18 protein-coding genes and 1 tRNA gene are annotated in these 23,566 nt (G+C 70.6%); 8 read left to right on the forward strand and 11 right to left on the reverse strand.

Annotation, left to right across the window (positions count from 1 at the left end; all coding sequences use genetic code 11):
* The coding region (locus tag LXM50_RS13695) for a hypothetical protein (RefSeq protein WP_233311915.1) at positions 1 to 277 on the reverse strand (277 nt) is incomplete at its 3' end.
* A 240-nt stretch (positions 278 to 517) separates the two neighbouring features.
* On the opposite strand from LXM50_RS13695, the gene LXM50_RS13700 reads away from it, so the two are divergent.
* The 5 genes from LXM50_RS13700 (at position 518) to LXM50_RS13720 (ending at position 5,429) form a co-directional block, all read left to right on the forward strand.
* Positions 518 to 1,210: an NTP transferase domain-containing protein gene (locus tag LXM50_RS13700; RefSeq protein ID WP_233311916.1), complete on the forward strand. Its 693-nt coding sequence runs from the start codon at positions 518 to 520 to the stop codon at positions 1,208 to 1,210.
* A 99-nt stretch (positions 1,211 to 1,309) separates the two neighbouring features.
* Complete coding sequence (locus LXM50_RS13705) at positions 1,310 to 2,305, forward strand: hypothetical protein (RefSeq protein WP_233311924.1); 996 nt, start codon at positions 1,310 to 1,312, stop codon at positions 2,303 to 2,305.
* Positions 2,306 to 2,406: 101 nt separating this feature from the next.
* A complete protein-coding gene (locus LXM50_RS13710; protein ID WP_233311926.1) occupies positions 2,407 to 2,712 on the forward strand; it encodes a hypothetical protein in 306 nt (101 codons plus the stop codon).
* Between the two features lie 169 nt (positions 2,713 to 2,881).
* Positions 2,882 to 4,261, forward strand: a complete 1,380-nt coding sequence (locus LXM50_RS13715; protein WP_233311928.1) for a sugar porter family MFS transporter — start codon at positions 2,882 to 2,884, stop codon at positions 4,259 to 4,261.
* A 130-nt stretch (positions 4,262 to 4,391) separates the two neighbouring features.
* Positions 4,392 to 5,429: a glycosyltransferase family 2 protein gene (locus LXM50_RS13720; RefSeq protein WP_233312096.1), complete on the forward strand. Its 1,038-nt coding sequence runs from the start codon at positions 4,392 to 4,394 to the stop codon at positions 5,427 to 5,429.
* A gap of 39 nt (positions 5,430 to 5,468) precedes the next feature.
* Here LXM50_RS13720 and LXM50_RS13725 read toward each other — a convergent pair whose 3' ends face one another.
* The 3 genes from LXM50_RS13725 to LXM50_RS13735 all read right to left on the reverse strand — a co-directional run bounded on the left by LXM50_RS13725 (position 5,469) and on the right by LXM50_RS13735 (position 9,925).
* Entirely contained in the window at positions 5,469 to 6,923 is a 1,455-nt protein-coding gene (locus tag LXM50_RS13725; RefSeq protein ID WP_233311929.1) for a CDP-glycerol glycerophosphotransferase family protein, read from the reverse strand.
* Complete coding sequence (locus LXM50_RS13730; protein ID WP_233311931.1) at positions 6,920 to 8,230, reverse strand: CDP-glycerol glycerophosphotransferase family protein; 1,311 nt, start codon at positions 8,228 to 8,230, stop codon at positions 6,920 to 6,922. The genes LXM50_RS13725 and LXM50_RS13730 overlap by 4 nt, the downstream gene beginning before the upstream one ends.
* 213 nt (positions 8,231 to 8,443) lie before the next feature.
* Complete coding sequence (locus tag LXM50_RS13735) at positions 8,444 to 9,925, reverse strand: S1C family serine protease (RefSeq protein WP_233311933.1); 1,482 nt, start codon at positions 9,923 to 9,925, stop codon at positions 8,444 to 8,446.
* A 99-nt stretch (positions 9,926 to 10,024) separates the two neighbouring features.
* Between LXM50_RS13735 and LXM50_RS13740 the strand changes: the two genes are divergently transcribed.
* Positions 10,025 to 11,233, forward strand: a complete 1,209-nt coding sequence (locus tag LXM50_RS13740; RefSeq protein WP_233311934.1) for an aminotransferase class I/II-fold pyridoxal phosphate-dependent enzyme — start codon at positions 10,025 to 10,027, stop codon at positions 11,231 to 11,233.
* 6 nt (positions 11,234 to 11,239) lie between these two features.
* Here LXM50_RS13740 and LXM50_RS13745 read toward each other — a convergent pair whose 3' ends face one another.
* A complete protein-coding gene (locus LXM50_RS13745; RefSeq protein WP_233311937.1) occupies positions 11,240 to 12,037 on the reverse strand; it encodes a carbon-nitrogen hydrolase family protein in 798 nt (265 codons plus the stop codon).
* Between the two features lie 139 nt (positions 12,038 to 12,176).
* Between LXM50_RS13745 and LXM50_RS13750 the strand changes: the two genes are divergently transcribed.
* On the forward strand, positions 12,177 to 12,965 hold the full coding sequence (locus tag LXM50_RS13750) for a slipin family protein (RefSeq protein ID WP_233311939.1): 789 nt from the start codon (positions 12,177 to 12,179) through the stop codon (positions 12,963 to 12,965).
* A 42-nt stretch (positions 12,966 to 13,007) separates the two neighbouring features.
* Here LXM50_RS13750 and LXM50_RS13755 read toward each other — a convergent pair whose 3' ends face one another.
* The 4 genes from LXM50_RS13755 to LXM50_RS13770 form a co-directional block, all read right to left on the reverse strand.
* Complete coding sequence (locus LXM50_RS13755; RefSeq protein WP_233311941.1) at positions 13,008 to 14,087, reverse strand: alkene reductase; 1,080 nt, start codon at positions 14,085 to 14,087, stop codon at positions 13,008 to 13,010.
* A gap of 150 nt (positions 14,088 to 14,237) precedes the next feature.
* Positions 14,238 to 14,311: transfer RNA gene (locus tag LXM50_RS13760), tRNA-Met, on the reverse strand.
* Positions 14,312 to 14,359: 48 nt separating this feature from the next.
* Positions 14,360 to 17,269: a UPF0182 family protein gene (locus LXM50_RS13765; protein ID WP_233311942.1), complete on the reverse strand. Its 2,910-nt coding sequence runs from the start codon at positions 17,267 to 17,269 to the stop codon at positions 14,360 to 14,362.
* A gap of 78 nt (positions 17,270 to 17,347) precedes the next feature.
* Complete coding sequence (locus tag LXM50_RS13770; protein ID WP_374107835.1) at positions 17,348 to 18,445, reverse strand: PDZ domain-containing protein; 1,098 nt, start codon at positions 18,443 to 18,445, stop codon at positions 17,348 to 17,350.
* A gap of 205 nt (positions 18,446 to 18,650) precedes the next feature.
* Here LXM50_RS13770 and LXM50_RS13775 point away from each other — a divergent pair, with 205 nt between their 5' ends.
* Entirely contained in the window at positions 18,651 to 20,096 is a 1,446-nt protein-coding gene (locus tag LXM50_RS13775) for a zinc-dependent metalloprotease (protein ID WP_233311946.1), read from the forward strand.
* A gap of 756 nt (positions 20,097 to 20,852) precedes the next feature.
* On the opposite strand, the gene LXM50_RS13780 is transcribed toward LXM50_RS13775, so the two are convergent.
* Entirely contained in the window at positions 20,853 to 22,580 is a 1,728-nt protein-coding gene (locus LXM50_RS13780) for an ATP-dependent helicase (RefSeq protein ID WP_233311948.1), read from the reverse strand.
* Positions 22,577 to 23,545 carry an NAD(+) diphosphatase gene (gene nudC, locus LXM50_RS13785; RefSeq protein WP_233311949.1) on the reverse strand — a complete coding sequence of 323 codons (969 nt, stop codon included), beginning with the start codon at positions 23,543 to 23,545 and terminating at the stop codon, positions 22,577 to 22,579. The genes LXM50_RS13780 and nudC overlap by 4 nt, the downstream gene beginning before the upstream one ends.
* Positions 23,546 to 23,566: the final 21 nt, after the last annotated feature.

Here is a 23,566-nt window from a genome sequence, read left to right on the forward strand (position 1 = left end):
CCTTGGCTGCGGACTCCTTCGCCTCCTCGGCCGCGGCCTCCGCCTTGGCCGCGCCCGCCTTCTCCGCCGCCGACTTCGCGGCCGCAGTGCGTGCCGCGCTCGTTCGTGCCGCCGTGCGCTTAGCGGCCGCGGAACGCGCCGCCGCCGCCTGGCTCTCCGCCTTCACCCGCGCCGTCTGCGCGGTCGTCGCTCTGGCGGCGCCGGACGGCGAGCGCCGAGGCTTTGTCGGAGGAGAGGAATCCTTGGGCGCGCGAGGGTCATTGGGAGCTCCGGTCATGCCCTTCACGGTAGCAACCGGCGGTGAGGTGCACGGGGCCGACGACCCGAAGTGACGGGATCCGACGCACAGGATGTCGCCCATGACCAACCTGGGAATGAACCGAGCAGTATGTAACGGAATGGCATCGCACCCTCTCTGCGCATGAAGGACTCAGGGCGGATCGATACCATGATCTCCGGCACGAGGAAGTGTCCCATCGGTGACGTAACCGTGAACACACGTAACAGGAGTATTTCTGTGACTCTTCAGACCATCATTCTCGCTGCCGGGATGGGCTCGCGCCTCGGGCGCTCCCTCCCGAAGCCGCTGACCGAGCTCAACGACGGGCGTTCGATCATGCGGCAGCAGCACGACAACATCCACGCCGCTTTCGGCGACGACGTGCGCATCACGACCATCGTGGGCTATCGTGCGGAGACGATCATCGAGGCGTTCCCCGATGTGAACTACGTGCACAACGAGCGCTACGACCAGACCAACACCTCCAAGAGCCTCCTGCGCGGCCTCGCCGCCACGGGCCGCAAGGGTGTGCTCTGGATGAACGGCGACGTCGTGTTCGACCCGCGCATCCTGGGACGCGCGATCGCCTACATCGAGCGCGACCAGTCCTTCGTCACGGTCAACACCGCCAAGGTCAGCGACGAAGAGGTCAAGTACACGGTCGACACCGAGGGCTTCATCAAGGAGCTCTCCAAGACCGTCAAGGGCGGCATCGGCGAAGCCGTCGGAATCAACTACATCTCGTCCCGCGACAAGCAGGCGTTCATGCGCCAGCTGCAGCGCGTGGACGACCAGGACTACTTCGAGCGCGGGCTCGAGCTCGCGATCGTCGAGAACGGCCTGCTGCTCGAGCCGATGGACATCTCCGACCTGTACGCGGTCGAGGTGGACTTCGCCGAGGACCTGGAGCGCGCGAACCTCTTCGTCTGACGCTCCTCACGCAGAGAGAGCCCGTGCCGCGACTGCCGCGCACGGGCTCTTTCCGCATTGCGAGCGTTCTCGCAGGGCCGTCGACATAGGCTCTGCTCCATGGGGCGAAAAGAAGGCAAGGGCAGGGACGACAGCACGATCCATCGGATCCACTCCCTGCCGGATGACGCGCCCTGGGCGGGCGGCCTTCCGCCCACCGGATCCTCGGAGCACCCCGCCCACATCCGCGGCCTCGACCGCGTCCTGGCCGTGCAGCGGCCGCTCGTGCTGGCGCACATCCGCAGCATCCGGCTGCGCCACCCCGACGCGACTCCGGCGCAGATCATCACGCTGCTGGAGCGGCGCTACCTCGCCGCCGTCACGACCGGCGGTGCGGCGGTCGGAGCGACCGCGGTGATCCCCGGGATCGGCACGGGAGTGACCCTCGCCCTCTCCGGCGTCGAGACGGCAGGGTTCGTCGAGACCACGGCCCTGTTCGCCCAGTCGATCGCCGAGGTGCACGGCATCACGGTGACGAACCCCGATCGCGCGAGAGCCCTCGTGATGACCCTCATGCTCGGCAAGGAGGGGGTGGATCTGATCCGTCAGCTCGCCGGGCAGGCCGGGGGCAAGGGGGTGGGCCGGCCCGCCTACTGGGGCGAGCTCGTGACGAAGTCGCTGCCGCGCGCCGCCGTGGGGCCGCTCGCGGATCGGCTGAAGAGCATGCTCATCAAGCAGTTCGCCGGCGTGGGCGGCGCATCGTTCCTCGGGAAGGCGCTGCCTTTCGGCGTCGGTGCGGTGATCGGCGGCGCGGGGAACCACGTGCTCGGCCGCAGGGTGCTCGCCAGTTCGCATCGAGCGTTCGGCCTTCCGCCCCAGGCGCTGCCCGCGGAACTCGAACCCGTGCCGGGCGCGCGACGCATCGAGCACCGGATCGCCCGCGGTGCGCAGCTGGCAGGATCGGCCGTGGCCGGAGCGGCCGGCAGCGCCGCTCGAGGCGTCGGCTTCGTCGGCCGCAAGGCCGTGGAATCGCTGCACCGCAAGCCCGCGCCGATCTCCGCCCCGGAGGCTCCGGGACCCGAGCTGCACCCGATGGAGCCCGACCGCGACCTCTGATCGGTCCGCACAGTCGCACGCACACGCGGGTTCTGCACCATGCCCGTGACCGCGGGGCAAGACGTCGTCCCCGCGTCGGCGCCCGCCCCTAGCGTGACGCCATGACCCGCTCCCCCGGCCCTCCGCAGCCGCTCATCCCCCCTCCGTCGTACCCCGTGCCGTGGGACGTCGACCGCCGCGACCGCACGCACCCGATGCTGACGAACCAGGGTGCGGCGGTGCAGTTCGCCCGTGTCTTCGCCCGCACCTCGCGCGATCCGGGGCGCACCCTCCTGTGGGGACATGTCGAGCACGGCGACCAGCTGGAGGTGTGCCTGTGCGACACGGACGTCGACGACGTCGTCGTCACGCTCGCCTGGTTCCGCCCCGAGGACGGGCGGGAGTACATCTGGCGATTCGTCGTGTGAACCGAGGCACGGGTCGGATCGACGAAGGACGACTGCACCGTGCCGAGCCTGTTCGGTGCTGCTCGGAGGCCGGAGTGCGACTCCGGCGTGAACGCCCCCATCGGGTCCGACGGCCTGGTGTACTCTCGAATCCCTCCCTGGGAGACTCCTGAGCACGAAGGACGGGATCATGAGCTCAGCACTGACCGGCAACAGCCGCACGACCCGCCTGGCGCTCCTCGTGGGCGTCGCCGCCGCGACCGTCGGCATCATCTACGGCTACGACTCGTCGAACATCGGCGGGGCCATGCTGTACCTCGCCAAGGACTTCCACCTCGACGCCGCCGGGCAGTCGTGGGTCACGACCACGGTCGTGATCGGCGAGATCCTCGGGGCTCTGTGCGGTGGCGCGCTCGCCAACCGGATCGGCCGCAAACCCACCATGGTCGCGGTCGCCCTGTGCTTCGCGCTGTTCTCCCTGCTGTCGGGTGTCGCCCCGTTCCTGTGGGTGCTCGTGGTCGCCCGGTTCCTGCTCGGACTGACGATCGGCATCTCGGTCGTCGTGGTCCCGGTCTTCGTGGCCGAGTCGGCGCCCACCCGCTCCCGCGGCGCGTTCCTCGTGCTCTACCAGGTTGCCACCGTGTCCGGCATCATCCTCGGTTATCTCGTGGCGATGGCGCTGGCTCCGACCGAGAGCTGGCGGTGGATGCTGGGACTCGCGGCGATCCCCGGCGTGATCATCACCCTCGTGCTGCTGCGGCTGCCCGACACGGCCCGCTGGTACGTGATGAAGGGCCGCACGGCCGAGGCACGGACGACCCTCGCCCGGATCGAGGGCCCGGAGGTCGACGTCGACGCCGAGATCGAGACGATCACCGCCGGTTTCGCGGCCGCGCACACCACGTCCTGGCTCGACCTGCTGCGCAAGCCCTTCCTGCGCGCGACACTGTTCGTCGTAGGGCTGGGCTTCTTCGTGCAGCTGACCGGCATCAACGCGATCGTCTACTACAGCCCGCGCATCTTCGAGGCGATGGGCTTCACCGACGACATCGTCAAGCTCGGCCTCTCCGCCCTGGTGCAGGTGGCGGGCCTGGTCGCGGTGTTCATCGCGCTGCTCGTGATCGACCGGATGGGTCGCCGGCCCGTGCTGCTCATCGGCATCGGCACCATGATCCTGGCCAATCTGCTGCTGGTCATCGTCTTCGCGATCGGCGGTGGCCACTTCGACGGTGCGCTCACGATCGCCGGCTTCATCGGTCTCGTGCTGTTCACCGCGGGCTTCACCTTCGGCTTCGGATCCCTGGTCTGGGTCTACGCCGGTGAGGCCATGCCCGCACACCTGCGCTCCCTCGGTGCGAGCGTGATGCTCACGAGCGATCTCGTCGCCAACGTCATCGTGGGCGCGTTCTTCCTCACGATGCTGAACGCTCTGGGAGGCGCCGGCGCCTTCGCCGTGTTCGGGGTGATCGCGATCATCGCCTTCTTCTTCGTGGTGTGGCTGGCGCCCGAGACCAAGGGCCGTCCTCTCGAGGACATCGGTCGGTATTGGGAGAACGGCGGGCGCTGGTAATCCGGCGCGCCCGGAGCCTGCGCCCTGGGGCCACGCAGGTCCGGCATGAAAGGATCGACGCGTGAGCCATCGCGATCCGTCCTCCCCCGACGCGGGCGCCCCGCTGTCCGGCGCGGGCGTGTCGTTCGTGATGCCGGTCCTCAATGAACGCGCCTACCTCGAGCATGCCGTGGCATCGGTCCTCGCGCAGGACGTGGATGGACCGACCGAGCTCGTGCTGGCGCTGGGCCCGTCCTCCGACGGCACCACGGAACTGGCCGAGCGCATGGCCGCGCGCGAGCCACGACTCCGGATCGTGCACAACCCCGCCGCCGACATCCCGGTCGGGCTGAACGCCGCGATCCGCGCCAGCAGGTATCCCACCGTCATCCGCGTGGACGCGCACTCCGAGCTCTCGTCCGGATACGCCGCACGCGCGCTGGCCACCCTCGAACGCACCGGAGCGGGGAACGTCGGCGGCGTGATGCGCGCCGACGGTCGCACACCGTTCCAGGCCGCCGTCGCCCGCGCCTACAACTCCCCGGTCGGTCTCGGCGGCGGCAGCTACCACGGCGGCACCCGGGAAGGCAGGGCGGAGTCCGCGTACCTGGGCGTCATGCGCCGTGCCGTCCTCGACGAGGTCGGGCTCTTCGACGAGTCCATCCGACGCGGTGAGGACTGGGAGCTGAACCTCCGGATCCGTCAGGCCGGGCACACGGTGTGGTTCGATCCGCAGCTCGCGGTGACGTACTGGCCGCGGGAGAGCTGGATCCGACTCGCCCGCCAGTTCCGCTCCACGGGCGCCTGGCGTGGCGAGCTGGTGCGGCGCTACGGCCGCAGCAACGGGGTGCGCTTCTTCGCGCCGCCCGCTCTGCTCGTGATCCTGGCGCTCGCGGTCGTCGTCGCAGTGCTGCAGCTGACCGGGGTGCTCACCGGCGTCGGCTCGATCGCCGCCTCCGCCGTGTATCTGCCGCTCATCGCCTATGCGCTGCTCGTCATCGCGATGGCGCTCACTCCCGCGCGCCCCACGGACCCGTCGCGCAGCCCACGAGAGCGCCTCTGGACGCTCGCCGTGCTGCCGACCATGCACCTCTCCTGGGGGCTGGGCTTCCTCATGGGGGTGCTGCGCGGCGCGCACGACACCGTCGACACCTCGCGGCTCGGCTCTCGCAACACACCGCTGCCCTGACCGGCGGGCGGATGCGCTCCGTCGAGGGCGCGGCGGCTGTCAGGCCTCCAGCCAGCCCAGGTCCAGGATCCGGTCGACCACGCGCACCGAGGCGGACCCGTCGTCGCGTCCATTGAACTGCGCCTGCCAGGCGACGTACGCGGCCGCGTGCGCCGCCACCGCCGACACATCGGAGAGCGCCGCGACCAGCTCCTCCTGCGTCCGCAGGAGCGGCCCGGGCGCACGTGCGGCCAGGTCGAAGTAGAAGCCGCGCAGTTTGCCGCGGTAGTGCTCGAGATCCGGCACCAGGAAGTACATCGGCTTGCCCGTCGCGCTGAAGTCGAACATGACGGAGGAGTAGTCGGTGACCAGGGCATCGGCGACGAGCAGCAGCTCGGCCGTGTCGGGGTAGCCGGTGACGTCGATCACGCGGGATCCGGCCTGGTCGCGCCCCGGGCGGATCGTGCGGGAGTGCCCGCGCACGAGCACGACCGCATCGGCGGCCGCCGCGAGCGCGTTCGGATCCAGGAAGTCCACCATCTCGGAGCGGTCGTCGCGCCAGGTCGGCGCATACAGCAGCACCCGCTCGTCCTCCCCGATCCCGAGCGCCGTGCGGATGCGTGCGGCATCGCCCGTCAGGAGCACGTCGTTGCGCGGATAGCCGTCGACCCAGATCGGCTTGCGCAGGAACGCGTAGGCCTTGCGCAGCACGCGCTCCGCATAGGGGTTCTGCGCGAGCAGCACGTCCCAGCGCCGCGACTCGCGGATGACCGCGAGCCAGCGCCGGGGGTGCAGCCCAGGGCGGTGCAGAGCCAGGCGCTTGAGCGGGGTGCCGTGCCAGGTCTGCAGCACGCGCTGGCCGGGCTTGCGGTCGAAGCGCCGGCGCAGCCAGTCGTTCACGACGAGCAGCCGCGCGTCCGCGCGCGCCCGCCACCACTCCGGCGACCCTTCGACGACCGCGATCGCTCCCTCGGGCACGGGGACGGACAGGTCCACGACGCTCCAGTACCGGACCACACCGGGTGCGCGTCGCGCGAGCTCGCGGTCGATCGCACCGGGATTGCAGCCACTGGACTGCCCGTAGAAGGCCTCGAAGAACACCGCGTTCTCGCGGGCGCCGGGCAGTGCCGCATAACGGCCCTCCAGCGCGAGGCGGCCCTCGGCGGTCTCGTAGGCGGGATCGATCGGCGGCGCGATGCGCACCGCCCCGCCCGCAGCGGCCACACGGAGTCCGGCCAGCAGCGTGCTCTCGATCTCGAGGTCATCGACCGGCACTCCGTCCACGGTGACGGCGTAGTCCCCGCTCGGCAGCGGAAGCTCGGCCCCGCCCCATCGCGAGGCCCGCAACGGGAGCGTGGCGTTCCACGCATCCGGACCGTCCTCGGCGATGCGCGCGGTCACGACGGCACGGCGGCCGGCGAGCTCGACCTCGCCCGGCGCGGAGCCCTCCCCCGTGACAAGCAACGCCTGCCGCTCCTCATCGACGCGGATGGACGTGACGCGGGGGGTCGTCATGCGGTTCCCTTCGGGGCGGGGGTAGGAGATACGCGGGTCGTCGCGGCGGGGACCGGCACGGCCCGGCCGGTGGCCGCGCCGGTGCGCGCGAGGATCGCGGCGAGCACCCGTGCGGTGTTGCCGCCGTCGCGGTGCGCGTGCATGTGCGCACTGAGATCTCGGGAGAGGCCGGACCGGCGCTCGAACTCCGCGCCGTCCTCCAGGGTCGCCTGCAGCTGCGCCGCGGCGGCGGTCCAGTCCGCGGCGGGGTCGGGGCCGGCGACCTCGGCGTAGTCGCCGTAGAAGCCGCGCGAGGTCGCATACGCGACCGGATCGGGGGCGAGGTAGATCACCGGCATGGCGAGCAAGCCGACGTCATAGGCCATCGACGAGTAGTCGGTCACGAGCACATCGATCGCCGGCAGCACCGGCGTGATGTCGGGCACGAGAGCCGAGCCGATCGCCCGAACGCGCTCCGAGGGCACGGGAGGGCGGTACTCGCCCTCGCCCAGCGGATGCGAACGCACCAGCAGCACGCTGTCGGTGCGTTCGAGGACCTCGAGGATCCGCTCCCACTCCGCCTCGCTCGGCACGGCGGGGTCGGGGGCGCCGTCGCGCCACGTCGGCGCGTACAGCACCACACGGGCGCCGTCGGCGATCGCGCCGACCGCGGCATCGCGGCGCGCGACCGCATCGGCGCGACGTCGGGCTGCGTCCCCGGTGGAGAGCACGTCGACGCGCGGTTCGCCGGTGACGAGCACCTGCTGCACGCCCAGCCCGAATGCCGACTCCAGGCGCCCTCGGGAGCGGTCGGACGCCGCGGGCAGCACGCGGATGCGCCGGCTCTGGGCACGGTAGAGCAGCCCGAGCAGCTTCTGCAGCGGCACGAAGCCGGGCAGGAACGCGCTCTGCACGGTCGCCGGGGAATCCAGCCCGATGCGCTTGAGCGGGATCCCGTGCCAGAGCTGGACGAGGTAGGCGCCCGATGTCGCATAGCGGTTGACGTCGCCGAATCCGTGGGTGACGACGACCACGCCGGCACGAGCCGTGGCCCACCAGCCGCGAAGTCCGTTCTTCGGGATCGCGCGGATGCCGAAGGCTGCGGCGTCGCGCTGCTCGCGCTCGGATCCGGTGAGCCAGAGCGGCTGCAGACCCGCTTCGCTCGCTGCCCGCCAGAGAGCGAGGGCTCCGTCGCCGATCCCCGCGCCGCAGCCGATCACCCAGCCCTGCCCGCGCGGGACCAGCAGCGTCCCCACGCGGCCGAGCAGATAGAGCGGGATCCTCAGCAGCTTGCCGGCGTTGCCCGCACGGAAGGAGAAGGACGCCACCCCGCGAGCCTACCCGTCGACGGGGCCGACGAGGAAAGCCGGCGCGACGTCGGCGGAGCCAGGAGCAGAAGGAGCGCCGTGCAGGCGGAGCCGATGACCTGGTTGCCCCGTACACGCGAAGGACGCCACCCGCGATGTGCTGCGAGGTGGCGTCCTTCGTCGGATGCAAGATCCCGGTCGAGTGGGAGCGATGGCCCGATCAGAGGGGGCGGATCACTGGGACAGAGTGCCCAGCGTGACCTTGATGTCCTGCGACTTCCCGTCGCGGTTCACCGTGAGGGTCGCGGAGCTGCCGCCGGCGACCGAGCGGACCTGCGCCGTGAGGTCGCTGGCGTCGGTGATCGGGTTTCCGTTGAAGCCCGTCACCACGTCGCCGGCCTGGATGCCCGCGTTCGCCGCGGCTCCCCCGCTGGTGACCGAGGCGATCGCCGCGCCCACGACCGTGGCGCCCTTCTGGCCGCTCGCGTCCTGCACCGTCGCACCGAGCAGGCCGTGCGTGGCCTTGCCGTCCGCGATGATGTCGTTCGCGATGCGCTTGGCGATGTTCGAGGGGATCGCGAAGCCGACGCCGATGTTGCCCGACTGCCCCGACGAGGAGGACGAGGATCCTGCGCTCGCGATCGCGACGTTCACGCCGATGAGCTTGCCGTTGCTGTCCACGAGCGCGCCGCCCGAGTTTCCGGGGTTGATCGCGGCATCGGTCTGGATCACCGAGATCGAGATCGTCGCCGCCGCGCTCTGGGAGCCGGATCCGCGGCCGGGGATGTCGAACTGGAACGGCTGCTGCGAGCCGTCCTGGTTCGGGGTCTGCTGCTGGTCTCCGTTGGAACCCTGCGACGGGGCGGCGGAGGACTGGATCTGGATGCTGCGGTTGAGCGCGCTGACGATACCGGTCGTGACCGAGTTGGACAGACCCAGCGGCGCACCCACGGCGACCGTCATCGATCCGACGTTGAGCTTGGACGAGTCGGCGAACTCCATCGGGGTCAGGCTCGAGCCGTCCTTGACCTGGATGACCGCCATGTCGTAGGTCGCGTCGATTCCGACGACGGTGGCGTCGAGGATCCGACCGTCCGAGGTGGTCACCTTGATGGTGGGGTTGGAGACCTCGCCGTCCAGCGTCACCACGTGCGCGTTGGTGAGGATGTGGCCCTCCTTGTCGAGCACGATGCCCGATCCGGATCCCGCGGCGCTGGATCCGGAGACCTCGATCGTGACCACGGAGGGCACGGCCTTGGCAGCGATCGCGGTGGCCTCCGACACGGACTCCGGGTTGTTCACCGTGACGGTGCTCGGGCCGGTGCTGGTCTTGGTCGACGAGGAGTTCGATGCGGTGAGCGAGCCGTACCCAACGGCTCCACCGACGCCGGCGATGCCCCCGACGAGAGCCGCGGCGATGATGATCGCGGCGATCTTGCCACCGCCGACGCCGCTCTTGACCTTGTGCTCCGCGACCGGGGCCGCCGTCGCGGCGGTGCCGAACGCGGCACCGGCGTGTGCGCCGGAGTGCCCGGGATTCACGGGTTGCGTCGGCTGCGTCTGCTGCGGCATCGCAGAGGCGACGGTGGGCGGGATCGGCGCGGTGGGCGCCGTGGCTCCGTCCGGGATGGGGGCGCCCGGGGTGGGCACGGGGGTGGACGAGAACGACGGGGGCACGGAGTGTCCGGCGTCGGGGTGAGGCGTCTGCTCGTTCATGTCTGCTCCTTTTGAACCTTGCCCTTACAGACTGACGGCCGTTTCTGTGTTTTTCTTATGCCCGCTGGGAGATTCCGCTATGGCGTTACCCTGGGCGGCATGGGAATCCTGCCTGGCGCCTGGCGCCGCACGGCGGCCGGCGCCGGACTGCTCTCCGCAGCCGGCGAGGTCGCCCCTACCATCTTCGCCGAGATCTCCGCACTCGCGGGCCGTACGGGGGCGATCAACCTCGGGCAGGGGTTCCCCGATGAAGACGGTCCGGCCGAAGTGCTCGAGACCGCCCGTGCCGCGATCCTCGGCGGCGCGAATCAGTACCCGCCCGGACGCGGCGTGCCCGACCTGCTGCAGGCGATCTCCGAGCACCAGCGGCGCTTCTACGGCCTGGACGTCGATCCGGACCGGGAGATCGTCGTGACCGCCGGCGCCACCGAGGCCATCGCCGCGGCTCTGCTCGCACTCGTGGACGGCCCTGAGGACGAGATCGTCGTGTTCGAGCCGTTCTACGACTCCTATGCCGCGATCGCGGCGTTGAGCGGCGCCACCCTGCGCACCGTGCCGCTGCGCCTGCCCGACTTCCAGCCCGATCCCGACGAGCTCGCGGCGGCGATCACGGATCGCTGCCGCGTGATCCTCGTGAACGACCCGCACAATCCCACCGGCGCCGTGCTGAGCGAGGCCGTGCGGGCCGAGATCGTGAGGCTCGCGCACGAGCACGATGCCGTCATCATCACGGACGAGGTGTACGAGCACCTCGCCTTCACCGCCCCGCACGTCCCGATCGCCACCCTGCCCGGCGCGGCGGAGCGCACGCTCACGATCTCCTCGGCGGGCAAGACGTTCTCGGTGACCGGGTGGAAGATCGGCTGGATCCACGGGCCCGCCGAGCTGATCACCGCGGTGCTCAGCGTCAAGCAGTTCCTCACCTACGTCAACGGCGGGCCGTTCCAGCCTGCGGTGGCCGCGGGGCTGCGCCTGCCCGACGCGTTCTTCACCGACGCGGCGGGACGGCTGCGTGCGAAGCACGACCTCCTCGCGGAGGGCTTGGCGGCGGCCGGTTTCGAGGTGCATCGCCCGGACGGCGGCTACTTCACGGTCGCCGACGCCACCGCGATCGGCGGGGCGGACGCGGACGCGTTCTGCCGGACGCTGCCGGAACGGATCGGCGTCGCCGCGATCCCGCTCACCGCGTTCGTGCGCCCCGAGCATCGTGACGCGTACCGCGGCCTGGTGCGCTTCGCCGCATGCAAGCGCCCCGAGGTGATCGCGGAGGCGGCGGAGCGCCTGGCGGGACTGCGCGCCGGGGTCTGACGGGCGTCAGCGCGGCACGACCCGGTAGCGGCGCAGCCGCAGCACCGGGTTGATCTCGCGCGTGCGGGCGACGAGCGCCGGGTCCAGCTCGGCGACGGCCACTCCCTCCCCCGTGCCGACGCCGGCCACCGTGACGCCCTGCGGGTCGATCACGGCGGAGTGCCCCACGCCGACCGGCGTCGGGTGGTCCGCGGCGACGACGTAGGCGGTGCTCTCGATCGCGCGCGCCGCCAGCAGCGTGGTCCAGTGGTGCTCCTTGAGCGGGCCGCGCACCCACTCCGCGGGCACGACGAGCGCCTCCGCGCCGGCGTCGACGAGGGTGCGCGCGACCTCGGGGAAGCGCAGGTCGTAACAGGTCATCAGCCCGAACGTGAGGCCGTCGACGACGAAGGTCGCCGCATCGCCGACCTCTCCCGCCTCGATCCAGCGCGACTCGGACTGCCCGAAGGCGTCGTACAGGTGCTGCTTGCGATAGACGGCGAGCAACCCCGCGCCGTCCACCGCCACGAGGGTGTTGCGGATGCGTCCGGCGCTCGCACGCTCGACCAGACCCGCGACGATCACGACCCCGTGCCGGCCCGCGAGCTCCCGCAGACACCCGGTGAACGCGTCGTCCACCTCCTCCGCGTTCGCGGCGAGCGTCTCGTCCAGCGGATCCACGAAATAGCTGGAGTACTCCGGCAGCACGATGAGCCGCGCCCCGCGGCCGGCCGCCTGCGCGACGAGGTCCCCGATCCTCTCCCGGTTCGCCGCACGATCGGCGACAGGCGCGAACTGGCACACGGCGACGGAGACGGCGGTCATCGCTCCATCATCCCGCACCCGGACCGGTCGGGAATCCGCGCGCCCGGAGTGGCCGGAACCCGCGACCGCCGCCGTCGGCGGGAGGACAATGGAAGCACTGGCCCGCGGCACGTCACCGGAGCCGGAGGAGGCGGTCCCCATGACCCCGCTCATCATCATCTCCGTCGCCGTGATCCTCGCGATCATCGTCTTCTTCATGGCGGCTCGGATCGTCCGGCAGTACGAGCGCGGCGTGGTGCTGCGCTTCGGCCGGCTGCACAACGTGCGCGAGCCGGGGATCCGGTTCATCTTCCCGATCGTGGACGTGCTCATCCCGGTCTCGCTGCGGATCGTGACGATGCCGATCCAGTCGCAGGGCATCATCACCAAGGACAACGTCACGGTCGGCGTCTCCGCGGTGGCGTACTACCGGATCATGGATCCGGTGAAGTCGGTCATCGCGATCGAGAACGTGCGGGCGGCGATCGACCAGATCGCGCAGACCACCCTGCGGCGCGTCGTGGGCCAGCACCACCTCGACGAGATCCTGTCCGACACCGCCGCGCTCAACGCGAACATCCGCGAGATCCTCGACGTCACCACGGTGGACTGGGGCGTGGAGGTGACCCTCGTCGAGCTGAAGGACATCCTGCTCCCCGACACGATGAAGCGCGCGATGGCGAAGCAGGCCGAGGCCGAGCGCGAGAAGAGGGCGAAGATCATCGCCGCGGAGGGCGAGGCTCTCGCCGCCGCCCAGCTGGGCACCGCGTCCGACACGATGATGTCGCACCCGCTCGCCCTGCAGCTGCGCACGCTGCAGACGCTGGTCGAGATCGGCGTGGACAAGAACACGCTGGTGATCGCCCCGGCGCCGCTCGTGAACTCGATCGGCGACGTGATGAACATGATCGACCGGGAGGCCGCTGTCGCGCAGATGCGCGCGCACTGAGCGGACGGGAGGGCGGCGCCGTGACGCCGCCCTCCCGGGTCGTCATGCGACGGGTTCGAGCGCCGGGTAGTCGATGTAGCCCTCTGCCGTATCGCCGTAGAACAGCTCGGGTCGCGGCGTGTTGAGCGAGGCGTCCTGCGCCCAGCGGGCCGCCAGGTCGGGGTTGGCGATCACGGGCCGACCGACGGCGACCGCGTCCGCCCAGCCCTCGGCGACGAGCGTCTCCGCCTCCTCCTTGACGGTCACGTCCGCGAAACCGGAGTTGACGATGAGCGGCGTGCCGGCGGTGCGGCGGAGGTGCTGCACGATCTCCGCCGTGGGCTGCGCGTAGAGGACGTCGATGAACGCGAGGTCCAGCGGGGCCAGCCCCTGGGCGACCGCCGTGTACGTGGCCCGAGCGTCCGCGTCGTCCTGCTCGAGAACGCCCTGGATGTTGTGCTGGGGCGACAACCGGATCCCGGTCCGCTCCGCGCCCACCGCGTCGGCCACGGCGCGCGTGACCTCGACGGCGAAGCGGGCGCGGTTCTCGGGAGAGCCGCCGTACCCGTCCTCGCGGGTGTTGGATGCCGGAGAGAGGAACTGATGCACCAGGTAGCCGTTCGCGCCGTGCACTTCCACCCCGTCCATGCCGGCGGCGATCGCGTTGCGCGCCGCATCCACGAACTGCGCCACCACCGCCGTGATCTCCTCTTCGGTCAGCGCGTGCGCGACCGGGAGCTCGGCCTTGCCGTGGGGGGTGCGCGTCTCCCCCGGCGCGGCGAGGGCACTGGGGCCGACCACGCGCGGCTCACCGGAGATGTCAGGGTGGGAGATCCGGCCGCCGTGCATGAGCTGCATCACGATCGTGCCGCCCGCCGCGTGCACGGCATCGGCGATCCGACGCCAGCCGTCGATCTGCGCGGGGGTCACGATGCCCGGCTGTCCCGGGTAGGACTTGCCCTCGGCGGACGGCCAGGTGCCCTCGGTGAGGATGAGGCCCTGTCCGGACCGCTGCCGGTAGTACTCCTCCATCGTCGCCGTGGGCACCCCGTCCTCCCGGGCGCGGGTGCGGGTGAGGGGCGCCATGACCACGCGGTTGGACAGCTGCAGGGCGCCGAAGACGGCGGGTTCGTAGAGATTCACAACGGGGGGTAAGGCGCGGTGTGCGCACGGTATTCCGGCTTCGGCATGCGGATCATCGCAACGCCGGATCCCACCCTCGGCGCGACGCACGATCGTCGTATGACGAAGGCCCCCTGATCAGATTTTCCCTGATCAGGGGGCCTTCTCTTGTTGCGGGGACAGGATTTGAACCTGCGACCTCCGGGTTATGAGCCCGGCGAGCTACCGAACTGCTCCACCCCGCGGCACAAGGAATAGCCTAACACGGGATCTCGCAGTGCGCGAATCGAGCGCTACTTGGTGGTGCTGCTCCCGCTCCCCTCGAGCGCGATCAGCCGGTTCACGGCGTCGGTGAGCTTCTGATCCTGCACGGCGAACTCCGAGAGATTCCCCGCCTTCAGCGCGGCGTCGCGGGCGACCATGGCCGCCTTCGCATCCGACAGGGCCGCCTGGAACGCCGCGTCGCCGGTGGGCGGCGTGGTGCCGGTTCCCGTTCCGGGGGTCGGCGTGGGCGTGGGCGTGATGTTGTTGTCGCCGCCTGCGGCGCCCGAGTCACCGCCGAACAGCTGATCCAACGCCTCGGTGAGCGTGTCGGCGAAGGCGATCTTGTCGCCGAACGCGACGAGGATCTTCTGCAGACGCGGCACCTGGGTGCCACCCGACGACTGCACGAACACCGGCTGCACGTACAGGAACCCGCCTCCGACGGGCAGCGTCAGCAGGTTGCCGTGGGTCACCTTCGACTGCCCCTGCTTGAGCAGGTTGAGCTGCTGGCCCACGGTGGGATCCGAGTCGAACGAGTTCTGCACCTGGCCGGGGCCGGGCACCGTGGTGTCCGCGTCGATCTCCAGCATGCGCAGCTTGCCGTAGGAATCCGACTTCTTCCCCGCGGTCGAGCCCGCGTCGGCATCGACCGACAGATAGCCCATCAGCACGTTGCGGCTGTTCGACCCCTGCGAGGCGGGGATGAAGCTCGTGTACATGGAGAACTGGGACTGATCCTGTCCCGGCATCTTCATGGTCAGGTAGTACGGCGGCTGCAGCTCGGGGTTGGCCGAATCGCTCTGCGGGTCGTTCGGGGTCTCCCAGAGGTTGTCCTGCCGGGCGAACGAGGCGGCATCGTTGACGTGGTAGGTGCCGAGCATCGCGCGCTGCACCTTGAACAGGTCGGTCGGATAGCGCACGTGGCTCATGAGCTGCGCCGACATGTCGCTGATCGGCTTGAGGGTCTGCGGGTAGATCTTCTGCCACGTCTTCAGCACCGGGTCGGTCGGATCCCACGCGTACAGCGTGACCTTGCCGTCATAGGCGTCGACGGTGGCCTTGACCGAGTTGCGGATGTAGTTGATGTCGTCCGTCACGAACCCGGGCTGCGTGTTCACCGAGTCGCTGATGGCCTTGGGCAGGTTGACCGTGGTCGAGTACGGGTAGCTCGAGCTCGTGGTGTAGCCGTCGACGATCCAGACGATCCGACCGTCCACGATGCTCGGGTACGGGTCGCTGTCCAGCGTCAGGTACGGCGCTGCCTTCTGCACGCGGGTCGCCGGATCCCGGTCGTACAGGATCTGCGAGTCCGCGTTCACGCTCTCCGAGAAGAGGATCTGCTCGGACTGGAACTTCAGCGCGTACAGCAGCTTGGCGAAGAAGTTGCCGATGCGCGGGCCGCCGTCACCCGTGAAGGTGGTCTTCGTCTGGTTCTCGCTCGAGTCCTGCCCGCGCGGGTAGTCGATCTCGACCGGAGAGGTGCCCTTCGGAGCCCCCACGATCGAGTACGCCGGCGAGTTCTCGCCGAAGTACACCCGCGGCTCGAACTTCTCGGTGCTGGTGAGCGCCCCGGACGTCGGGATACCCCGCTCCAGGAACACGGGCTCGCCGTCATCCGTGCGCTTGTTTCCCGCCGCGGCCACGAGCCCGTAGCCGTGCGTGTAGACCAGGGTGCTGTTGTTCCAGGTGGGGCTGGGGATCCGGCCGGTGTCGATCTCACGGACCGCGACGACGGCATCCTGCGTCTTGCCGTCGAGCGTGTAGCGGTCGACGTCGAGTTTCGACGGGAACTTGTAATAGCTGCGGTACTGCTCGAGCTGCTGGAACGTCGGGCCGATCACGTTCGGATCCATGATCCGGATCGATGCCGTCGTGTCGGCGTCGCTGCGCAGCTGCCCGGACTCGGCCGTGGTCTGCGCCTTGAACGGAGTGGTCTCCACGCCGTCGATGCCGTACGCGGCCTTCGTCGCCTTCAGGTTCCGCTCGTAGTACTGCGCCTGCAGTTGGTTCTGGTTCGGCTTCACCTGGAAGGTGTTCACCGCCCACGGGTAGGCGATGCCGAGCACGAGGGCCGCCACGATGAGCAGCGCCGTCGCCGCCAGCGGGAAGCGCCAGTGCCCGATCACCGCGGTGACGAAGAACAGCACGGCCACGAGCGCGGCGATGATCGCCAGGATCGACAGACCCGGGATCACGGCGTTCACGCCCGTGAAGGCCGCGCCCGTGATCTTGTCCTCGGTGGTCGTGAGCGTCTTGTACCGGTCCATCCACAGGCTCACCGCCTGGGTCAGCAGATAGACGCCGGCGATGACGGCCAGCTGCACGCGCGCCGCCTTGGAGATGCGCAGCTCGCCCTGGCCGATCCGCACCGAGCCGTACAGATAGAGCACGAGCGCCGACACCAGCAGGCAGAGGATCAGCACCGCGGAGATGAAGCCGAGCAGCGCCTCGTAGAACGGCAGGTCGAACAGGTAGAAGCCGGTGTCGAGGTGGAACTGCGCGTCCTTCTGGCCCGTCGCCGTCCCGTTGGCCCACTGCCAGACGGTCTCCCACTGTCCCGCGGCGGTGAAGCCGGCGAACAGGCCGAAGAAGACCGGCATCCCCCACATCGCCAGGCGACGCAGCGGCTCGACGACCTCCTGGTACCGATCCAGCTGCGAGCTCAGCCGCACGTAGACGGGCCGCATCCGGTACGCGAGCTGGATGGCGATGAACATCGGCGCCGCCATGCCCAGGAAGCCGACCACGAACATCGTGGCGGTCGCGATCCAGCGGGTGGTGAGCACGCCGGCGAAGTTCAGCTGGTCATACCAGAGGAAGTCGGTGTACATCGTCGCGAACACGAAGAACGCGGCGATGAGCACGGCGAGGATCACCACCGTCGCGAGGACGATGCGTCGGGCAGTACGGGGCGCGGCCGGTGCGGGTGAGGTGGTCACGGTCCCATCCTAGGTCGGGCACTTTGGCGAGTCCCCGAGCCGTGCGCGTACCGGCTTCGCCCGTCGCGAACGCGCTCGCTACTTCTTCACGTCCCCGGCGGTGCAGGTGGGCAGCGCCGCGACGTCTCCCCCGTCGGCGATGACCTTCAGCGCATCCAGCGACTGCTTCAGGTTGTCGGTGCGGACCACCGTGAGCCCGGACGGGACGTGTCCGTACACCTCGTCGCAGTTGGATCCCGGCGCGAGGAAGTAGTCCGCGCCCGCCGCGCGGGCGCCGTACAGCTTCTGTCGGATGCCGCCGATCGGGCCGACCGTGCCGTCGCCGGTGATGGTGCCGGTGCCGGCGACCTGCTTGCCGCCGTTGAGGGCGCCCGGGGTGAGCGTGTCGATGATCCCCAGCGCGAACATCATGCCGGCGCTCGGGCCTCCCACATTGTCCAGCTGCAGCTTCACGTCGATCGGGAAGTGATACTTCTGCTGCAGCGTGATGCCGAGCAGCCAGCGAGCGGTCCCGTTGTCGGTCTGCTTCTTCGGGGTGATCGAGACGTCCTGCTGCGTGCCGTCGCGCTCGATCGTCAGCGCGATCGGGGAGCCGCCGGACTGCTGGATCTCGGCGCGCATCGCGTCCGTGTCCGCGGGGTTCGCCCCGTTCACCGCGATCACGGTGTCGCCGGCCTCGAGGATCCCGTGCGCGGCGCCGTCGGCGGTGACGGACGCCACCTGGATCGTGACCGGCACGTCATGACCGAGCTCGCGGAGGGCTGCGGCGGTCGCCTCCTGCTGGGAGTCGACCATCATCAACTGGTTCGCCTGGTCGCGCTGCGTCGTGGTGACACCCTGCGGGAACACCGAATCGACCGGCACGACGGCCTTGGAGGGATCGAACCAGGCGAGCACGAGCTGCATCCAGGACGGCGGGTTCTCTCGATTGCCCACGACCTGCACCGTGGTGAGATCCAGCGCGCCCTTGGTCGGATGGGTCTCGGCGCCCGTGACTGAGATCAGCGGCACGGCCTTGCCCTTCGCGTCCTTGACCTCGCCGAGCGTGTTGAAGACGGGTCCCGGCTGCTCGATCACGTAGGGCAGCGGGAGGAAGGTCAGCACGAGCAGCGCGACGAGTGACGCGATGAACGCGATCAGCCCGATCCTGGTGCCCCGGGATGCGCGCCGCGCCACGCGGATCGCGACCGCGTCGGACTCTTCCGGTCCGGTCTGCTCGGGACCGCTCGACGCGGGACTGATCGTCACAGGGCCTCCAGGCCGGGGTATCGGATGCTCGTTCGCGAGCGGCGTACAGCTGAGCGGTCCGTTCCCGGCGCATCCTGTGGTGGTGCAACTAGCGTAGTCAGCACGGGCTATACACGTGCTGAGAGGGCTTCCGATGGCTGAGAACGACCCGAACCCCGACGACTTCATGGAGATGCTGCGCCGCATGCTCGGCGGATCGGCGGAGGGCTTCGATCTGAGTGCCCTGCAGGGCATGGAGGGGCTGAACCTCGACCCCGCCATGATGCAGCAGATGATGCAGCAGATGCAGAACGCCATGAGCAGCGACCCGTGGGAGACCACGCTGCGCCAGGCCCTGCACATCGCCAACCGCGACGGACAGGGCATCGACGCGGGCTCCCGCTCGTCCATCGCCGACGCCTTCGCCCTCGCGGATCTCTGGGTGGGCGAGGCGACCACGATCTCCGAGCTCGGCTCCGCCCCGCGGGCGCTCACACGCGGCGAGTGGGTCGAGCAAACCCTGCCGGTGTGGAAGGAGGTCGCCGCCCCTGTGTCCACGAGCATCGCCGACGCACTGATGAGCGCCCTCGAAGGGCAGACTCCCGAGGACATGCAGGGCATGGTGCAGGGCGCCGGGCGCCTGATGCGCGGAATCGGCAGCTCGGTGTTCGCGATGCAGTTCGGCCATGTGCTCGGCAACCTCTCGCTCGAGGTGGTCTCCGGCGGCGATGTGGGCATCCCCGTGCTGCCGGCCGGCACCGCGGCCGTCATCCCGCAGAACCTCGCCGCGTTCGGCGAAGGGCTCGAGATCCCCGAGGACCAGATCGCCCTGTACCTGGCAGCCCGGGAGATCGCGTACGCGCGGCTGTACCGGCACGCGCGCTGGCTGCATCTGCACGTGATGACCCAGATCACCGAGTTCGCGAAGGGCGTGACGGTCGACGTCGACAAGCTCGAGGACGTCGCGGGCCGGCTGGATCCATCGAACCCCGAGGAGCTCCGCGAGGCGATCGAGGGCGGCGCCCTCCTGCCCGAGCTGTCGGACGTGCAGCGCGAGGCGCTGGAGCGCCTGGAGAACCTCATCGCGACGATCGACGGATGGGTCGACGTGGTCACCACGCAGGCCACCTCTCGGCTGCCCGACAGCGTGCGGATCGCCGAGGCGGCGCGTCGCCGCCGTGCCGCGGGGGGGCCCGCCGAGGACGCGCTGGGCGCCCTGGTCGGGTTGAAGATCCGCCCGCGCCGGCTGCGCGAGGCCGCCGCGATGTGGCGCGCCGTCACCGAGGCGGTCGGCGTGGAGGCCCGCGATGCCCTGTGGGACTACCCCGACCTGATGCCGGACGCCTCCGACATCGACGACCCGGCCGCGCTCGTCGCGCGGCTGCAGGCGCGTGCCCGCGGTGAGCAGCCAGCGCCCGACGAGATGGACGAGGCCCTCGAGCGGCTGCTCAGCGGCGACGACTTCGGCGGGCCGGCCGACGCGGACGGTCCTGCGGAGGAAGGTCCTGCTGCGGAAGGTTCCGCCGACGAAGGTCCGGACGACGGCGGCACGGGCGACGCCGGCGGATCCGGCGACGGGTCCGGCGAGAAGCCGGTCTGACCGAGTTCTCCACCGATTCCGCATCGCGCTCCCGCTCGGGGCGCGGATCCGGTCATGATCGGGGCATGTCCACGATCCGACTCGATCCCGCGCACCCGGTGCTGTGGCGCGACGCCGACACCGTGCAGCTCGGCGTCGACCAGGCGCTGACGCTGCCCGTGGACGCGCCCTGGATCCCCCGTATGCTGCAGGAGCTCGCACACGGGATCCCCGCTCGCGCCTTCGAGGTCGTCGCCCACGGGGTCGGGGCCCCGTTGCCCGCCGCCCGCAGACTGCGCGCTCAGTTGGATCCGGTGCTCATGGAGGTCGTCCCCCGCTCCGCGGTGCGACTGATGCCTTCTCCGGTCGTCGGCGCCCGCACTCTGCTGCGCTTCGAGGAGGCGCTCGCAGATGCCGGCGTCGATGTCGTGGATGACGCGGAGTCGGTGACGGTGGTCGTCCGGCACGGCGCGGTGCCTGCAAGGGACGTCGCGGCGCTGCTGGCCGAGGACCGGCCGCATCTGCCGCTGGCCTTCGACGCGGGAGGATCGACGGTCGGGCCTCTCGTGCTGCCGGGACGGACGCCGTGTCTGTCCTGCCGCGACTCGCACGACCGCGAGCGGGATCCGGCCTGGGCGGCACTGCATGTCCAGCTGCTCGAGCGGGATCCGGGCCGGGTCGCGCTCGGCTCGATCGCGACCGCCGCGGAGGCGATCGCGGATCTGCTCCGCACCAGAGCCGAGGCGGTGCGGGACGGCTCGGGTCGGCAGATCCGGATCACCCGCGACGGGCGCCGATCATCGCGGACGGCGGGATTTCACGCAGACTGCCTCTGCCGATCTCCGCAAGGAAGCGCGACGGCCGCCGCCCCGCACGATCAGCGTCCCTCGACCAGGTCATCGTCAGCGCTCGCGCGGCCCGCGTGACCCCGACGTACGCGAGCCTGCGCTCCTCGTCGATCGCGTCGAAGCCCGTCGCGTAGGAGATCGGCAGCAGTCCCTCCGAGCAGCCCACGAGATACACGTGCGGCCATTCCAGGCCCTTCGCGGCGTGCAGTGTCGACAGGGTCACCGTCCGCAGCACGGGCTCGTGCTGATCCTTCGCCCGGGCGAAGAGATCGTCGGCGAAGCCACGCATGGTGGTGCCGGTCGGAGCGTCCTCCGCGAGGCGCAGCACGGCGCGGCGGGCCTCCCAGGCGTCGCGCAGTGCTCCGCCGGCCTCGGGCGGATCGTCGGTGTAGCCGAGACCGCGCAGCACATCGCGCACGGCCCCGAGGAACGAGTGCTGCTGCGGCGCGACGGCGGCGGCGCGCAGGGCCTGCACGGCCTGGCGCACCTCGGGCAGGTCGAAGAAGCGCTTCCCGCCGAGCACCGTGGCGGCGACCCCGGCCGCGGCGAGCGCCTGCAGCAGCGCCCCGGACTGCGAGTGGGCACGGTAGAGCACCGCGATCTCCTCGGGCGGGACGCCGTCGGCGATGCGCGCGGCGATCGCCGAGGCGACGCCGCGGGCCTCCTCGGCATCGTCGTCGAACGCGACCACGACCGGATCCGGAACGCTGATGGCCGGAGGATCGGCAGACGCCGGGGCTGCGGCCGGCACGAGCTCGAGCGCCCCGGGACGCCCCTTCATGAGCGCGTTCGCGACGCCGAGCACTCCTGCTGCGGAACGGTAGTTTGTCTCCAGCCGCACCACGGTGGCATCGACGTGGCGGCGCTCGAAGTCGAGCAGGTAGTGCTGGTCGGCGCCCGCGAAGGAGTAGATGGTCTGCGAGGCGTCGCCGACCACGCACAGGTCCCCGCGGTCGCCGACCCACAGTTCGAGCAGTCGGTGCTGCAGCGGCGAGACGTCCTGGAACTCGTCGACGGTGAAGTGCCGGTACTGCTCGTGCACCGCGGCGGCGACCCGGGGTTCGGCCTCGAGCATGCCCGCGCATGCGAGCAGCACGTCCTCGAAGTCGAGCTGATGCCGGTCGTCCTTGAGCGTCTCGTAGGCACGGGAGAGCTCGGCCACCTGGTTCTCGTCGAACCGTCCGACGGACCGTCCGCGCTGCGCCGCCTCCTCGATGGACAGCATCGAGACCTTGCGCCACTCGATCGCCGATGCCAGATCGCGCAGCGTGGCGGTGTCGGGTCGCAGGCGCAGCATGTCCGCGGCCTGGGCGAGCAGGCGCACCTTGTTGTCCACGATCGCGGGGGCCGGGACGCCGGCCAGCTGCGGCCAGAAGAAGCCGAGCTGCGACAGGGCCGCGGCGTGGAAGGTGCGCGCGGCGACGCCCTGCACGCTGAGCGCCCGCAGCCGACCGCGCAGCTCCCCCGCCGCTTTCGCGGTGAACGTCACGGCCATGACGCGCGACGGCGTGTAGGCACCGGTCTCGACACCGTGCGCGATGCGATGCGTGATCACGCGGGTCTTGCCGGTGCCCGCACCCGCGAGGACCGCAACCGGGCCGCGCAGCACCGAGGCGGCCTCGCGCTGACGTTCGTCGAGGCCGTCGAGGGCGCTCACCGCCGGAGCCAGTCGACGATGAGACGGTGCGCGATCGAGGCCGCGCCGGGCAGCCCCACGGGACCGTTCCCGTCCAGAGCGGATGCGACCTCGGCGCGGGTGAGCCAGCGCACGTCGATGATCTCCTCGCCGTCCCCCTGCACGTCCTCCTCGTCGACGGCGGTGGCGTGGAAGCCGACCATGAGCGAGCGAGGGAAAGGCCAGGGCTGGGAGGAGAAGTACGCCACATCGCGCACGCGCACGCCCGCCTCCTCGAACAGCTCGCGGTGCACCGTGGTCTCGAGCGACTCCCCCGCCTCGACGAAGCCCGCGAAGCAGGAGTAGAAGCGTCCCTTCCACTGCGCGTTGGCGCCGAGCAGAAGCCGTTCGCCGTCGGCGCTCTGCACGGCCACGATCACCGCGGGGTCGGTGCGCGGAAAATGCTCGCGCCCGCACGAGGGGCAGTGCCGGGACCAGCCGCTCTGCCGCAGCTCGGCGGCGCTTCCGCAGGCCGGACAGAATCCGGCATCGCGCAGCCACCCGGCCAGGGCGATCGCGGCGACGATCAGCTCGCCGTCGGCGGCGTCCACTTCGGGAAGCGCTTCGCGCAGGTCGCTCCAGCGCGGCGCCCAGGATGCCTCCGCATCGGTGTCGTCCTCCGGGTCCTGCACCGCGAGGAGCAGGCCGGATCCGTCGGCACGTCGTCCCAGGAGCGCCCAGTCCCGGGTGCGGGCGAGGACGGAGTCATTCGCGGAGAGGACGATGAGGCCATCCCCCAGGGGAACGCGGCGCTCGCGCACGACCAGGACCCCGGTGCGCGCGTCGGCGCGCAGCCGGTCGATCGTCCGCGGGTCGTCGCGCCACTCCGCCGCTCTATCGAGCGCCGCACCCTCGGGGGCGCCTCCGTCGAGCGCTGCGCCCTCCCCGGCTGCTCCTCCGACGTGCGGTTCGGCGTCGGCGTTCGGTTCGGGGACGGTCTCCGGCACGGTCTCGACTCCCCTTCTCAC

Origin of the sequence: Microbacterium sp. Au-Mic1, assembly GCF_021341785.1 — a bacterium.
GTDB lineage: Bacteria > Actinomycetota > Actinomycetes > Actinomycetales > Microbacteriaceae > Microbacterium.